General features: G+C 65.0%; 14 protein-coding genes. 3 read left to right on the forward strand and 11 right to left on the reverse strand.

Annotated elements, in window-relative coordinates:
• Positions 1 to 3 precede the first annotated feature (3 nt).
• On the forward strand, positions 4 to 870 hold the full coding sequence (gene ypfJ / locus ACFQB0_RS11520; protein WP_386731659.1) for a KPN_02809 family neutral zinc metallopeptidase: 867 nt from the start codon (positions 4 to 6) through the stop codon (positions 868 to 870).
• 609 nt (positions 871 to 1,479) lie between these two features.
• On the opposite strand, the gene ACFQB0_RS11525 is transcribed toward ypfJ, so the two are convergent.
• Positions 1,480 to 1,683 (reverse strand): cold-shock protein, encoded by a 204-nt coding sequence (locus tag ACFQB0_RS11525; RefSeq protein ID WP_386731662.1) that lies wholly within the window; start codon positions 1,681 to 1,683, stop codon positions 1,480 to 1,482.
• Positions 1,684 to 2,000: 317 nt separating this feature from the next.
• On the opposite strand from ACFQB0_RS11525, the gene ACFQB0_RS11530 reads away from it, so the two are divergent.
• Positions 2,001 to 2,177, forward strand: a complete 177-nt coding sequence (locus tag ACFQB0_RS11530; protein ID WP_386731665.1) for a hypothetical protein — start codon at positions 2,001 to 2,003, stop codon at positions 2,175 to 2,177.
• Complete coding sequence (locus ACFQB0_RS11535; RefSeq protein ID WP_386731668.1) at positions 2,174 to 2,383, forward strand: hypothetical protein; 210 nt, start codon at positions 2,174 to 2,176, stop codon at positions 2,381 to 2,383. The genes ACFQB0_RS11530 and ACFQB0_RS11535 overlap by 4 nt, the downstream gene beginning before the upstream one ends.
• A 447-nt stretch (positions 2,384 to 2,830) precedes the next feature.
• Here the strand turns inward: ACFQB0_RS11535 and ACFQB0_RS11540 are convergent, their stop codons facing one another.
• From ACFQB0_RS11540 to mobF, 10 genes are all read right to left on the reverse strand, one after another.
• Entirely contained in the window at positions 2,831 to 3,262 is a 432-nt protein-coding gene (locus tag ACFQB0_RS11540) for a hypothetical protein (RefSeq protein WP_386731670.1), read from the reverse strand.
• 189 nt (positions 3,263 to 3,451) lie between these two features.
• On the reverse strand, positions 3,452 to 4,099 hold the full coding sequence (locus tag ACFQB0_RS11545) for an ABC transporter ATP-binding protein (protein ID WP_386731672.1): 648 nt from the start codon (positions 4,097 to 4,099) through the stop codon (positions 3,452 to 3,454).
• On the reverse strand, positions 4,096 to 5,541 hold the full coding sequence (locus ACFQB0_RS11550; RefSeq protein WP_386731675.1) for a hypothetical protein: 1,446 nt from the start codon (positions 5,539 to 5,541) through the stop codon (positions 4,096 to 4,098). The genes ACFQB0_RS11545 and ACFQB0_RS11550 overlap by 4 nt, the downstream gene beginning before the upstream one ends.
• Positions 5,538 to 6,389, reverse strand: a complete 852-nt coding sequence (locus tag ACFQB0_RS11555) for a hypothetical protein (protein ID WP_386731677.1) — start codon at positions 6,387 to 6,389, stop codon at positions 5,538 to 5,540. The genes ACFQB0_RS11550 and ACFQB0_RS11555 overlap by 4 nt, the downstream gene beginning before the upstream one ends.
• A complete protein-coding gene (locus tag ACFQB0_RS11560; RefSeq protein WP_386731679.1) occupies positions 6,390 to 6,818 on the reverse strand; it encodes a hypothetical protein in 429 nt (142 codons plus the stop codon). It lies immediately after the preceding gene.
• A gap of 712 nt (positions 6,819 to 7,530) precedes the next feature.
• Positions 7,531 to 7,926 carry a hypothetical protein gene (locus ACFQB0_RS11565; RefSeq protein ID WP_386731682.1) on the reverse strand — a complete coding sequence of 132 codons (396 nt, stop codon included), beginning with the start codon at positions 7,924 to 7,926 and terminating at the stop codon, positions 7,531 to 7,533.
• Positions 7,927 to 7,930: 4 nt separating this feature from the next.
• A complete protein-coding gene (locus tag ACFQB0_RS11570) occupies positions 7,931 to 8,848 on the reverse strand; it encodes a nucleotidyl transferase AbiEii/AbiGii toxin family protein (RefSeq protein WP_386731685.1) in 918 nt (305 codons plus the stop codon).
• Positions 8,845 to 9,843, reverse strand: coding sequence for a type IV toxin-antitoxin system AbiEi family antitoxin domain-containing protein (locus tag ACFQB0_RS11575; protein ID WP_386731687.1), 999 nt, complete (start codon positions 9,841 to 9,843; stop codon positions 8,845 to 8,847). The genes ACFQB0_RS11570 and ACFQB0_RS11575 overlap by 4 nt, the downstream gene beginning before the upstream one ends.
• A gap of 114 nt (positions 9,844 to 9,957) precedes the next feature.
• Positions 9,958 to 10,371 (reverse strand): hypothetical protein, encoded by a 414-nt coding sequence (locus ACFQB0_RS11580; RefSeq protein WP_386731689.1) that lies wholly within the window; start codon positions 10,369 to 10,371, stop codon positions 9,958 to 9,960.
• A 211-nt stretch (positions 10,372 to 10,582) separates the two neighbouring features.
• Positions 10,583 to 13,045 carry a MobF family relaxase gene (mobF, locus tag ACFQB0_RS11585; protein ID WP_386731691.1) on the reverse strand — a complete coding sequence of 821 codons (2,463 nt, stop codon included), beginning with the start codon at positions 13,043 to 13,045 and terminating at the stop codon, positions 10,583 to 10,585.
• Between the last annotated feature and the right edge of the window lie 296 nt (positions 13,046 to 13,341).

A 13,341-nucleotide genomic window follows, 5' to 3' on the forward strand; every position in this document is an offset into this window, starting at 1 on the left:
CTCATGACGTTCAACGACGACGCCGACATCAGCACAGGCAAGGTCAGCAAGCGCGGCCGGAATGTCGGCATCGCGGTCGGCGGCGGCCTGGGGGCCGTCGCGTTGTTCGTCCTCTCCCAGTTCCTCGGCGTCGACCTCACGGCACTCGTCGGTGGCCAGCAGCAACAGGTCACCGAGGAGAGCCTCGATGCGTGCCGGACCGGGGCGGATGCGAACGTCGACATCGAGTGCCGAATGAAGGGCGCTGCGGCGTCGCTGGATGCGTACTGGAGCGAGGAGTTCGTCGCGGTCGGCGGAGAGTACGTCTCGCCGCAGGACATGCAGCTGTTCACGGCATCCACCCAGACCGGATGCGGTGCGGCGTCGAGCGCGACAGGGCCGTTCTACTGTCCGCCGGACCAGACGATCTACATCGACGTGTCGTTCTACGACGAACTGCGCAACCGCTTCGGCTCGTCCGGCGGACCGCTTGCGGAGATGTACGTCGTCGCGCACGAGTGGGGTCACCACATCCAGAACATCGCCGGAATCCTCGGGACGCAGGGCGGCACCGGCCCGGCGTCGAACCAGGTGCGCGTCGAGCTGCAGGCGGATTGCTTCGCGGGAGCCTGGGCGGGGGCGGCCTCAAAGGTCGACGACTCCGCGGGCGTGGCCTTCCTCAAACCGATCACCGAGGCGCAGATCCGGGATGCCCTGAGCGCCGCGGCCGCCGTCGGCGACGATCGTATCCAGGCTGCGGCGAGCGGCCAGGTCGACCCGGAGGCGTGGACCCATGGTTCGAGCGAGCAGCGCCAGCGCTGGTTCCTCACCGGGTTCACACGGGGTGCTGGCGTCTGCAACACTTTCGCGGTCGACGCCTCGCGGCTCTAGTGCTCCTGCCCCGTCGGTCTTGTGCGTCACCCCAGTCGTGGTCGGCTGAGTTCATGGTCAGCGGTTACGACGACGGTTTCCTCGGATTCGACGTTCCGCTTTCGCTCCCTCGCGATCAGAACGCCGTATCGGGGCGTTCGTGCCGCTTCCGTTTCTGGAAGGTCGCGTTCTGGAAGGTCGCGGCTTGGTCGTCCGACGATGAGCTCGCGGCGGCCGGCTTCGTCCTCGACCAGTCGCCGGTTCTCGACCGCAATGAGCTGGAACGACGGATGCGGCTGACTGCGACGCTCGGCACCCCTTCGCTCGGCACCCCTTCGCTCGGCACCTTCGCACTTTCAGGTGTCCGTCTCCGATGTCGGCGCTCTCGCCGGGCTCGACGTCTCTCGGGTCGCCTCCGTCGATTGCTTCGTGCGCGGGGTGTTGCAGCTCGCTTGGCGGGAACTCGCCGACCGCATTCGTGCTGTAGCGGCATGCGCCGGCGCCTCTGCGCATGCGCTCGCGCCTCTGCCCAGCCTCCGTTACAGAAGGAAGGACCCCGCCGAAGCGGGGTCCTTCCTTGTTCCGTTAAGCCGGAGCGGTCTCTGTGTGAGAACAGAGCCTGTCTGAAGACTAGAGCGGGCGAATGTTCTCAGCCTGGAGGCCCTTGGGGCCACGGGCGGTCTCGAACTCGACCTTCTGGTTCTCTTCAAGGCTGCGGTAGCCATCGGTCGCGATCGCCGAGAAGTGCGCGAACACGTCTGCGCTTCCGTCGTCGGGGGTGATGAAGCCGAAGCCCTTTTCAGCGTTGAACCACTTCACGGTGCCTGTTGCCATTATTTGTCTCTCATTCTTGAGGTTCGATCGAATCCGACTGCCGGATCCGAGCGTCGCGGTGTTTTTGATTCGCCCTCAGAAAAGCACCCCCGAACCGGCTGGAACGGCGGCTGCTTGAAATACAATGCGCAACACAACAACTTGAGCGTCAACACTAGCCCATCTTGGCGACTCTGTGGTTAACAATCTTTCGGTCTGTGTTAAAACCGCCGTGCCGCGCCCATCGCGAACGAGATCGAGTCGCGAACCCGCGTCATGAATTCGGCGGATCCGAGTCTCCTTGAACGGAGTGGTTTTCGATCGGAGGAGTGATTCTGATGCAATCGACCGAATGGGCGGAGCAGCCATGGTTCCTGGCGACCGGGAACGTCGAACTCCCGCCAACCCGCCTGCGCGGGTTTCCGTTGCCATCCGATTCCTGGCGGCGGACCGACGGCGTCGAGCTGCGAGGCGCATCCGTCGTGAGTGGCGAGCACCTCGAGAACGGCTGGTGACGGCGATGCTGCAGAACATCCTCGCCCTGGTCTCGTCAGTCGCGCTCGTCGCGCTCGGCGGGATCGCCTGGTGGCTGACATCGGCGACGACCCTGCCAGAGTTGCTGTCCCTGCCGGATGCGGCGAGGACGGCGCTCCTCGCCGGCGCGCTCGCGGTGGTCGCGCTCGGCGCCGTGAGCGCCGTCAACGTCGTTCGTCGTTGGTGACGGCAGCAGGATCACGATCGACCGGGGGTGTCTCCGTGTGGCGAGGCGAGACCGTGAGGTGCCTCGAAGTTGTGATCGATCCCTCTGGCACAGTGACACAGCACGTGGATGGGCTCGCCGGACCGCGTGCTGAGGAATCGTTCGAGGTGGACGGTCGGCGGCTCCGCTGGGCACGGTCCGTCGAGTAATGGGGAAGTGTTCATCGGGTCTCCTCGACAAAGAGACGCCGACCCCGCCGATTCATGACGCGGTTCGGCGACATCCGTCGCGCGTGATGACCTCCTTGAGGCCGTGCGGCTCGACTTCCGCGTGCAGTGGCTGGCCTTGTTCGAGTGATGCGGGCTGATCAGCGTTCGCCGGGAGGGAGGACCTCGCGCGGACGGGAGGCCGCAACCTGCTGGATTGGCCTCCTCAGCTCGCGAAGGCCTCCCGTGCGGTTGTGGGTGGCTACCTCGGCCACGCGGGCGCGACTACGCCGACGACAGCCGCGGCACCGCCCTCAGCAGCGAGCGGGTGTAGTCGTGTCGCGGCCGTGACAGCACGCGCTGTGTCGACCCCGCTCGACGATGCGGCCGCCCTCGAGCACGGCGGTGTCTCTTCGAATGCCTGACTCGCCGGCGAATCGGCGCGCCAGATGCGGTATCCCTCCTGCGGCAGGCCGGTGTCGATGTCGGTGCGCGTCAGGCGTGTGAAGAGCGCATGCTCGGGGTGCCCCGCACGGGCCGTCGCCTCGGCGACAGGCGGTTCCCCAGGCGGAGACCAGTGCGTCAGCACGAGCGCCAAGGCGCCCAGAGGCTCGGTCACGGCACGGTGCCGCGCGTTGTTCCACTCCGCCCAATCGGCGAGCGGTCCGGCGTCCACGGCCGTGTCGGAAGTCATGGATCCATTCCATCGAATCGAACGGTGGGTCGAAATCGTGTTGCGGCGTGTGTCGCAGGCCGTGCTCGCTGTGTGGTCGGGCGCGCAGCCGAGGGACGGTTTCTGCGCAGACGACGACTGCCAGGCCTCCGAGGATGGTCGCCCAGCCGAGCTGTTCGCCCTTGCAGGCCCTTACAGGACAGACCCTGGTCAGCCTCGCCGACGGTTCATGAGGACGGCTCCCGCGTCGATCTCGAACACTTCGTCGGTGAGCTCGTCGATGTCTGCTCCATGATGGCTGGTGAAGACGATGGTGGCTCCCGCTCTATGACGGGCATGGATGAGGTCTTTGACTCGATGCATGCTCTCACGGTCGAGCGCGTTGAATGGCTCATCGAGAAGAAGCACATCAGGTGACTCCATGAACGCCTGGGCGAGGCTGAGTTTCTGCTTCATGCCTTGGGAGTACGCTCGAGCCTTCTTTCGCAATGGTGCATTCAGACCGATCTCCTTCAACACGTCGCGCACTTCCGCGAGTCCGATGCGGTTTCGGATGCGAGCGAGTTCGAGGAGCTGGGCTTCTGCGGAGAGCGACGGTATGTAGGCAGGACCGTCAATCGCGACGCCAAATCGGTCTGGGTACGTTCTGTGCTTGTCTAGGTAGTCGGGGTGAATGATGACTTCGCCGGTGCTGGGCAACGTGAGCCCACACATCAAGCGGAGGAGAACCGATTTGCCTGCCCCGTTCGGCCCGACAACGCCGTAGGTGCGACCTGCCTCGATGCTGAGCGTGACGTTCGCGAGAACCGACTGGCCGCGATAGGTCTTCGAAACCCCGTTGAACTGGATCACTGTCATGTGCGTGCTTTCCTTCTGAGCGTGTTTCCGGCGTGTGCGGTGACGAATGCGACCCCGAGCGCGAGAGCTGTCACAGTCAAAGTGAGTGTGGCGATCAAGACGTCGGCCCACCCGCCGTCGAGGCGCGCTGTCGCTCCACCCCCGAGCGGCGAGAACTTCATGCCTCCGGTGGCGATCAGCATGATCAGGAGTGCCGCGATCACTCCGAGAGACCAAGCGCGGGAACCTACCGTGAAAGCGAGTACGCACGCCCAGACACAGACGACCACCTGCAGAGTTCCGTTGACGAGGATCTGATATAGCCAGATGCCGAGACCAACGGCAGGCTGCGAGAAGTCTTGCCCGCCCAGCGCGACGTAGCAAGCACCCGCCAAAACCAAGAGCCCAGCGAACGCAGCCGCCGCTCGGAGTCCTTCTCCCCACGCCAGGCCGACGGCCCATCGCAAGCGCGAACCGAACCGGACGAGCTGGGCCGCCCGCTCCGCATCGGAAACGACGAGCAATCGCACCAAACTCGCGACACCGGCACCCACGAACACGAAACAGAAGATGAGAAGCTGCGTGATCGTCTGCCCGACCCCAAAGAGGGCGCTGCTCACAGCGTCGAATGCTGACTGCCGCTCGGGCGAACCGAACGCGATCCACAGGGCGGTGATGATGAACCCGCCAACGAGGTACACCACTGTTGGGCTGACTTCAAGGGTCTGATAGCGGGCTCGCCGGTCGATGCTCCACACCCAGACGACAACGACAGCGGCGACCACCGCGACAACGGTGTACGCAACGGCTGCTGTCGTTGGCTCGCGAAGTGCGCCGCTGACGTCGAGACACCAGCCGGCACTCGCGGCGCTTGATGGTGGCACAACGCCGACCGCCGACGCGACCGACCACACCCAGATGGCTGTTGCGAGAACGATCACGGCGGACCAGCGGCGAGTAGCGATCAGCACCACCATGAGCAGGGCCTGCATCACAACCAGCACCACCGTGACGAGCAGGAGCTGCAGCCCGAGAGCGAGCACGGGGGTGATGCCGGCGTCTCGGAAGAGACTGCCGATAGTGTTTGGCGCTGCCGCGGACGGTAATGGCAGCCCGGCCGACGCCACCGACGCCGCAGCGAGGACGACAGCTGCCAGTAGCAGCACTCGCAAGGTTCCCTGAATTGAGATCCACCGAAGTGCGCCGGTTCCGCTACCAAATCGCACGAGGTGCGGAGGGTTGGCGAGCTTGCGCAACATCAGAAGCGAGATTCCGAGCCAGCATGGCAGGCACACGAACGTGAGGTACTGCGGGCTCATGCTGGTCTCGAGCAGCAGATCCCACACCCCGACGTTTCCCGGACCGAACATCACATCCGCGAGGTACCGGGCGTAGAGGGCGTATCCCAGGGCGAGTGCGCCGACGATCCATGTGAGCGGCGATTTGATGGTCGACTGAATCATCCGAGACGGGCGTTTCTGGTGAGCCCGTGCATGACCAGAATCCAGCAGCAAGCGACCACGACCGCGACGACAACCGTGGGCGCAACCGTGACGGCGACAGGCTGCTGCGTCAATCCAATCGGGAACAGCGAGAACATCGGGGCGAAATGGGGAAGCTGTAGCAGTGACGTGAACAGCGTGAGTCCGAAGTACACGAACATCGGGGTGAGCAACGCGACGAATCGGTTGTTGAGTGTGACGAGTGCCGCGGTGCCGACCGCCGCGTAGACGGCCGCGCCGAAGCCGATCCAGGTCGCCATGAGCAGACTGTACACAATCGGCCCTCCCGCCATCGCCTGGCTAAGCCCGAACCGCTCGAGTTGGTCTGCCGCAAGGTCACTCTGGCCCATTCGATACACGGACGGATCCACAGATGGGTTCCCCAAGAGGGGCCAAATGGCGAACGCGAGGACGGCTTGTGCGAGGACGGCGATGAAGAACACGCCGAACGCGACAAGCATCGACGCGGTCAGCCGTGTGGCGATGGTAGCGCGGACGCTCGACCGCATCCTCGTGTTCACGATTGCCCGATGCCCGAGCTCCTCGAAGAGACGGAAGCAGCCGACGAGGACGACAAGAAGTGGGAACACGAGTGAGACTGGCGAGTTCATGAGGTCGCCGAAGAAGTCAAGGTTGTCTCGGTAGACGCCTCCGCGCGCATCGACGATTCCGAGGATGAGCGGTCCAACCCAGACTGCTACCGCGACGACCACGACCGGCCATCGCAGGATTAGCCGCGACTCACGGGCGATGTCCTGGGCGAGTCGTGGCCGGCCCGCCCAGGACCGCTTGTCAGCGAGTGCGACCACTTACTGACTACGCCAACTGCCGATGACCTGAACCTTGACGGAATTCCAGGTCGAGATCTGCATCTGCATGCGCACGGTCGTCCCCGAGGCATATGAGTTCGGCAGGTTCTCGAAGTCTCCGTCGTTCAGGTAATACACTTTCGCCCCGCAATTGGTCGGGACGTTCGTGCACATCTGTGCGTCGACTTCATAGCTGGATCCGACGGAGGAAATGCTGATCTGCCCTGGCGTGTTGTTGTACGCCTTCGTCTGTGACGTGGTCCAGCCAGCAAACTGGCCGACCGGCAAGACCGTGTCAAATGACTCGTAGGCAGTGCCGGCGTACGCGACGCCGCTCACTCCAAGCAGTGCGATGCCGCCAAACAGCCCGGCGATGATCACTTCATTGATTTCTTCATCTTCATCCTCATCGTGGGACGGAGCAACCACCAAGATGCCGCGACCGCTCCCAGCGGCGCCCGGAGCGGCCCGACGCAGATGAGGCGAGCCACCTTGCCGGCACCATATCAAGGTAGATGGATTAAGCGCCAGTACCCCGGCGCTCGAGGACTACCCGGGCGGCATCGCCACCCACCACGATCGTCTGACGGAAGAGCGCGCACGCGTCACACGCAATCGTCGAGGCTTCGCATTTTTCGACCCAAGCGGGCTAGCGCTCGCGGTCACCTACATCGACATCGGCAATCGCCGCGCCGAAACCTGCCTCGCTCCAGAAGTCGTTCATGCAATTCCCTGATCACAGCTGTGGTAACCGACACGTCAGTCCGCATACCGTCGTTGCCTCTCTTGGGTGCTCACGCATGACCTCGGGCTTGCTGGCATTGACCCGGCCACCACAAGCAGGGGAAACGATACGACCGTCTCTCCCTGTTTCCCCGAGCGACACGGTCAACTGCTTGATAGGTGGTTCCTGGGATATTGAACTGTCAAAGTGAGCGCGTCGCTTCTGCTCGAGCTCTCGTGCTTGCCTCGATGGAGAAGGAGCGGGCAAGAATGCATAAACAGATTGCTTGCGGAGTGAGCGCCGCACTCGGTTAGGCATACGGCCGAGTGCGACGCCACACCATGAGAGGCCTAGACCCGCGCCGATTCTTCGCCAGATCGACGGAGGCCACTCAACAGGTACGCGGCTGCAACACACTTAGCTCAGGCGATCGAGGAGGCGCTCCGCCTCTGTATCGCTCAGAGTCAACGTGGTCCGGTCTGCCCACAGGACAGTCGCAATTCCGCAGATGCGCGATCCCTCGTGCATCCTCAGGACGTCGCCCGGCCCGACTTCCCACCACTGCGGAACATGATCGGCGAATATCGGAATGATGACGGCCTCGGTTGTGTCGCCGGGGTGGATGTTCGACGTTCCGAAGCCAAGGACCGGCGCAGCAGTCTGATCGTTGTCGGGCCAGCCGGGCAGCCCCCAGTTCGGACGGTACTGCATGCGAGCGTCGGGCGCGTTGCCGCCGAGCAGTGGTGTTCGCCGGCCCCCCGATTCAGTGATCGTGAATGCGAGTCGAATGCCAAAGACTGGTCGGGCGTCCATTTCGTCAATCTCCGTTCCAGGTAGTCGACTCGGGCGACCAAGTCTTGGAGTGCACTTCGCCGCACAGTACGGGGTTGATGAAGATCTCCATGAGTTTGATCGCGAGGTCGACCGTCCGATAGTCGGTGCAGTACGGGACATCCTTCGCCTCCCTGGCGTACACGCGCCCCCAGGTCGAAGGGACGGTCAGCGCGGTGAACGGTGGAAGCGAGCGCGAGCGAGCCTCGGCGCGGATAGCGCGATGCAGCGCGTCGGCGTTCACGGTCTGCGTCGTCGCGAGCACGACGAGATCGACGAGGTCCTTCTCACGGCTCGACGGCCGGCCGTGGTAGTCGGCCATCGTCGCGCAAACCTTGTCAGCGATCTGGTCGACGACGGGATACAGCCAGTATGGGTTGCTCCTCAACTTCGGGAGGTCGAGCGCGTTCGCCGGTTCGGCGATCTCGACTTCGTCGGTCATGGTGACGTTCACGACGAGGTCGACGTGAAAGCTGTCTTTCTTCTTCGCGCCGATGGATACGTCGAAGCTCACCTGATAGCCCTCGGTGTAGGTCTGCTGGTTGCCGTCGATAGCGTTCAAGTGGCCGGCGTAGTCGAAACGAAAGAAGTCCCCAAGGTCGATCGCTGCCAGCCGGCGGAGGTCCTCGAGCGCAGCATCCAGTGTGCGACTTCGCCGGAAGAGGTCCACATCGGTTGTGCTGCGCGCCGACCCAACCCGAGCAAGCATGCCCGTGCCGCCCTTGAGTATCCAATCCGAATCGTTGGCCTCGGAGAACACTCGGCTGAGGAAGCGGTGGAAGTACTCCAGTCGGATACGTTCCTGAATCGTGAGCGACGGGTCCGCGCCGAATGCATTGCGGGCCGCGGACTTGATAGCCGCCTCGACGGCGCGGGGGCTTGCGTATGATTCAGTCCCGGTCACGACGTGGCCTCGCTGTTCGGTTGCGCGGTAAGCGCAAGCGACGCCCAGTCGGCCGCGCGCAGTTGTTCTGCGAGCTGAGCGCGGACGGGCTCCATCGCTGATGACGCGATCTCTCCCGCGATCTTGCTCATATCCGGTAGCGCGGAGAGGGCGGCCTTGCTCAGTGCCTCTGATATAGGCGCGATCAGTTTCGAGTACTCCTCGCGCGGGTACAGGTCCGCCAGCTGCTGCACCAGCAGTTCGAGGATCGATGTGACGTCGAACTTCGGAAGGCTCGCGAGATATCGCGCTGTGACGAGGCCGCCCAGAGATGAAACCGAGGCGATCTGCTTCGCGAGGTTTTCCTGGTCTATGCCGGCGACATGCATGAGCTCGTCGAGCAGTGCATTGCCGTCGCCCTTGCGATACCCGTTCCGTTCGGCGACCGGGCCGAGAAGCTCGGTGAGTCGATCCACATTGAGGCGAGACTGCCTGGCTGCGTCACGCAGCGCATCGCCGACGATGCTGAAGTCGTGGCGGTCCTCGACCAGGTCGGCGATCGTGCGCTCCCGAGTCGTCGTGGGCAGTCCATCCCTCACGGTGACATCCTGCTCGGGCAGTGCACGCGTTCGGTACCTGACGTCTGCTCGCTGGGTCTGCTTGCGAGTCGGGGTCGTGAATTCGCTCTTCATTCCCCGCAGATCGCCGATGCCGTGGAGTCGAGCCGCCGATTCGCCGGAGACGACGGCGCTCCCAGGGCGTTCGCCGAGGCGCTCGTAGGCGAGCTTCGCGGGATCGGTGGCCAGCCATGCGGCGTGTAGTTCTTCGTGCTGCCCGCCCGGCGCGCCCGCATCCTTGTAGACGCCGTGCGAGAGTCGGACCAGATCCCCGGAATCAGTCAGCCGAGTGAGGTTCATGTGGCTGACGCCGCGCGCGCTGGCCTGTGCAGAGGTGACCATGCCCCATTGGGACTCGGACACCTCCGCCAGTACCCGGAGCGCGTCGCGCGATTTCATGCTTGGATTCTAACGCACTGAGTGTGAGTTTCCAAGCAGCCTATCGGGGTTTGGGTCCATCCGAGGTGTGCGTTCGAGTTCAGCGTTACCACCGCGGCCATCAGCTCAAAGGTGTCAATCGCGGAGCGCATCTTCGTAAGCGCCGAGCCAGGTCGTTGCGGTGACGCGGCGGATATGCGCTGCGAACGACACGCGCACAATCCAGAACGCGCCGACAGCCACGGCGGCACCCCAGCAAAGCCAGAGCATTGAAACCCACCCTGCTGGCACTGTTGGACTGACCGCTGCGGCGAGGAAGAGGGCGAGGGCGGCGAACAGGGTGCCGGCTCCTGCTAGCGGCGCTTCAGCTCCGTTGACAGCGTGAGCTCGCAGAGTTCCGAGGACCGCGAGACGGATCTCCGGCCTGCGCTTCGTTTCCCTGACAAAGCAGATGACCCGTTCCGTGGTTAGAACGGCATCGGGTCCTGAGGGCAGATGACGGATCACGTCAGGCGATGCGCCGTGTTTGATATACGGGATCGAAGTCATCGGGGACGTGCTGTTGCGATGACCGCCAGAATCCGCCGATCCGCTTCCGGGCACAGCCGCGTGTCTGCCGCGCGCGAGCGACTATCAGCGTCAAGTGTCGAGCCGGGTAGGAATATGCCATCACCGAGGAATCCGACGCTCTGAATCGATGACATTTCCGTGGATTCGAGGCCAAAGGTGGCAAGTAGCGCGGAACCCACACGTCATCGGCTTAGGCCGACTTCTGGCGTCCTCCGCGTTGTGGTGTCCCGACTGAGGCTCGTCCCGTCCGGCCGACGAGCTGGGACTCGCCCGTAGTCGCGCCCTGCATCCCGTAGGCGGTCGACGCGTACGCCAGATGGGTGTGCTCGACGACGTACTCCGCCGGCAGTCGCACAGTGCGTTGTCTCCGACTTGACGTGTGTTCCTTCGCCCACACCGCGCCATCGTCGCCCACGCTCTGGACGATCCAGGTCTGCCGGTTCGCAACGTGCACTGCGGAGTCGTTCTGCCGGGTCTGGATCATATCGCCGCGTCCGATGCTCAAACCGTCGCTGCCGGTCGCGGTGTGGCGATCGTCGACGTGGCCGGCGCGTGCCCGTTCGTCGCGGATGCGCGTGTTCAGTTCGCGCGCTTCGTCGTTCGTCGCGACGGTGACCGCATCTCCGTCACGCCACTCACGTGCGAGCCCATCATGGAGGGCATCCGGGCTTTCATGCATCACGACGAGGCCGAGCGCCTGAAGGCGGTCGAACAGCGAGGCGGGATGCTCTCCGCGTCGCAGCTGCACGGTGAGCGCGGCATACGCGGGGTCGGCGAAGCGGTGTACGGTCGTCATGGCGTGCACGCGGGGGAGGAGTTGCGCGGCCATGTCGAGTACGCCGCCGCGCCCGATCGCGGCGAGTTGCGCGCGGTCGCCGACCAGGGCGAGGGTGGCTCCGTGCTCGTCGGCGACGGTCAGGAGCGCGAGCGCCGTGTCCTGGTCGAGCATGCCCGCTTCATCGACGATGATCCGTTCGCCCCGGACGAGACGAGCGGATGCCGCCGGGCCGGTGTACGGGGCATCCGTTGCGGGGTCGGTGTCGCCGACGGTGAGGCGGGTCCAGACGCCGTCGCGATTCCATCGCCAGCCGTGCTCGTGGACGAGCTTCGCGACGCTGACGGTTGCAACGCCGAGTTCCTGATGCGCGACATCGGCCGCCTTCTTCGTCGGCGTGATCACTCGGGTCACTCGGCCGTGCGCGGCGGCGGCCTCGATTGCGGCGGCGAGCATCGTGGTCTTGCCCGCGCCGGCCGCGCCCTCGACGACGACGAGCGGGTCGGTGGATGCCACCGCGGCAGCTGCGCGCGCCTGCGCCGCATCGAGCCGGTGCCCGCGCGCCAGACGCCTCACGTCCGGCGGGCGGTACCTGGCCCGCGCAGCGCGCCCCGCGAGCATGTCGCGCAGTCGGGTCTCGGAGGCGATGACGTGCACACTCGTAAGGTGCGCCACATGCTCGGGATGCGCGCTGTCGGGCGGCAGAACCGACAGGCAGTCCTCCGCGGCCAACCGGGTCGTAAGCATGACGAGCTCGCGCAGTGGCGCGGGGTCGGCGCGCACGCCGGCCTCCGTGATGATGCGCGTGACGTGCTCCTGAATGTCGTGCACCGTCCACGTCGACGCTGCGCCCGCGCAACGGTCGAGTGCACGCGATGCGACATCCCGCACACGCACGTCGTCCAGTGGCATCGACGTGTGCGCCGGCGCGCGCTCGATGTCAGAGCGGTAGCCGGCGTCGTCGAGTTCCGTTCGCCATGCCGCCTCGTTGCCGAGCGTGGTCGGCCTCTTGTGCGGCCGCTCGTGATCCCACGCCATCGCGATCAGCCGCGATGTCGCAGCGGGGCCAGGCCCCTGGCCAGACTGCGTCGCGCGCCACTCCTTCTCGAACCGCGCCAGATTGCGTGCCACCTGCTCGGACCGCTTGCTCATCACGGCGTTGAACGGTTGCAGTTCCGCGACTTCTCCGGTTACGGGGTCGAGGGTCAGACCGTGGGCGTCGAGGACGGCCGCGAGTTGCGGGTGTGCGGCGATGACAGCCCTACCCAGCGAACGGATCGCACCCTGCTGCCGAAACAGCGCCGCCGTGTCGAGGCCTCGCCATGCACCGGCTGCCCACACGCGCGTCCCGATCTGGAAGTGCATGTGCCGGTGCGGGTCGCCAGCCCGCGACGTCTTGTGCGAGACGGCGACCGTCTCCAGCTGCTTGACCGGCACCACGCGCTGGTTCCCGCGCGGTCCTACGCGGGTGACGGAGTGCTTGCCCAGCCACGAGCGAATCTCGGCGACCGCATCGCGCTGCGCGGCGTCGAGAGCGTCGGATACCTCGGGGTGCAGTACTGCGGCGATCGACAGGGACTTCGGCGCATTGACGACCATCTCCGCGAACCGCGGCGACCCCTGCCGGCCGTCGCCGGGCAGGCGGGGCTTACCCATCGACTCGCCGGCGAGCGGGCTGATCCAGTCCACCCACTGCGCGTACTCGCCTGGGGTCAGGGCGCCCTCGCCGATCACCTCTCCGTTGCCGTCGACAACGGAGAACTCTGCCAGGGCGGTCCCGTCCTCGAGGTAGTAGTCGTCGGCCCGCGACCGATCCGACTCGAGATAGCGGCGCGCGTCTGCCCCGGAACCCCGGTACAGGATTACGCCGCCCTTCATCGCCGCCCTCCGAGCTAGCTCAGGTTCTTGCAACTATCTACGGTAGCATACGTGCATTCGGATTTGGGCTGACGTAGGGGAGGTAAGGATGGAGTGCCGGCGGAGCATTGTTCGCATGAGTACGTTTGACGGTGGCCGGTGGTACTGGTCAGCAGCATACGAGAGTCGCGCGACTGGATCGTTGATGGATCCACTTGCGAGGACCGCTAACGGACTCCCTCGCGTAGACGCAGTAGCGGAGCACCTCGGCTATTTCGCCGGGGCGCGGGTGCCGGTCGGCATGCGCTCAGCGTAAC

Source organism: Luethyella okanaganae (assembly GCF_042660285.1).
In the GTDB taxonomy this organism is placed as follows: Bacteria; Actinomycetota; Actinomycetes; order Actinomycetales; family Microbacteriaceae; genus Luethyella; species Luethyella okanaganae.

What these genes read in the sequence shown, in the direction of transcription:
- ypfJ (WP_386731659.1), top strand. Translation starts at nt 4, where the DNA reads ATGACGTTCAACGACGACGCCGACATCAGCACAGGCAAGGTCAGCAAG.
- ACFQB0_RS11525 (WP_386731662.1), bottom strand. Translation starts at nt 1,683, where the DNA reads ATGGCAACAGGCACCGTGAAGTGGTTCAACGCTGAAAAGGGCTTCGGC.
- ACFQB0_RS11530 (WP_386731665.1), top strand. Translation starts at nt 2,001, where the DNA reads ATGCAATCGACCGAATGGGCGGAGCAGCCATGGTTCCTGGCGACCGGG.
- ACFQB0_RS11540 (WP_386731670.1), bottom strand. Translation starts at nt 3,262, where the DNA reads ATGACTTCCGACACGGCCGTGGACGCCGGACCGCTCGCCGATTGGGCG.
- ACFQB0_RS11545 (WP_386731672.1), bottom strand. Translation starts at nt 4,099, where the DNA reads ATGACAGTGATCCAGTTCAACGGGGTTTCGAAGACCTATCGCGGCCAG.
- ACFQB0_RS11550 (WP_386731675.1), bottom strand. Translation starts at nt 5,541, where the DNA reads ATGATTCAGTCGACCATCAAATCGCCGCTCACATGGATCGTCGGCGCA.
- ACFQB0_RS11565 (WP_386731682.1), bottom strand. Translation starts at nt 7,926, where the DNA reads ATGGACGCCCGACCAGTCTTTGGCATTCGACTCGCATTCACGATCACT.
- ACFQB0_RS11575 (WP_386731687.1), bottom strand. Translation starts at nt 9,843, where the DNA reads ATGAAATCGCGCGACGCGCTCCGGGTACTGGCGGAGGTGTCCGAGTCC.
- ACFQB0_RS11580 (WP_386731689.1), bottom strand. Translation starts at nt 10,371, where the DNA reads ATGACTTCGATCCCGTATATCAAACACGGCGCATCGCCTGACGTGATC.
- mobF (WP_386731691.1), bottom strand. Translation starts at nt 13,045, where the DNA reads ATGAAGGGCGGCGTAATCCTGTACCGGGGTTCCGGGGCAGACGCGCGC.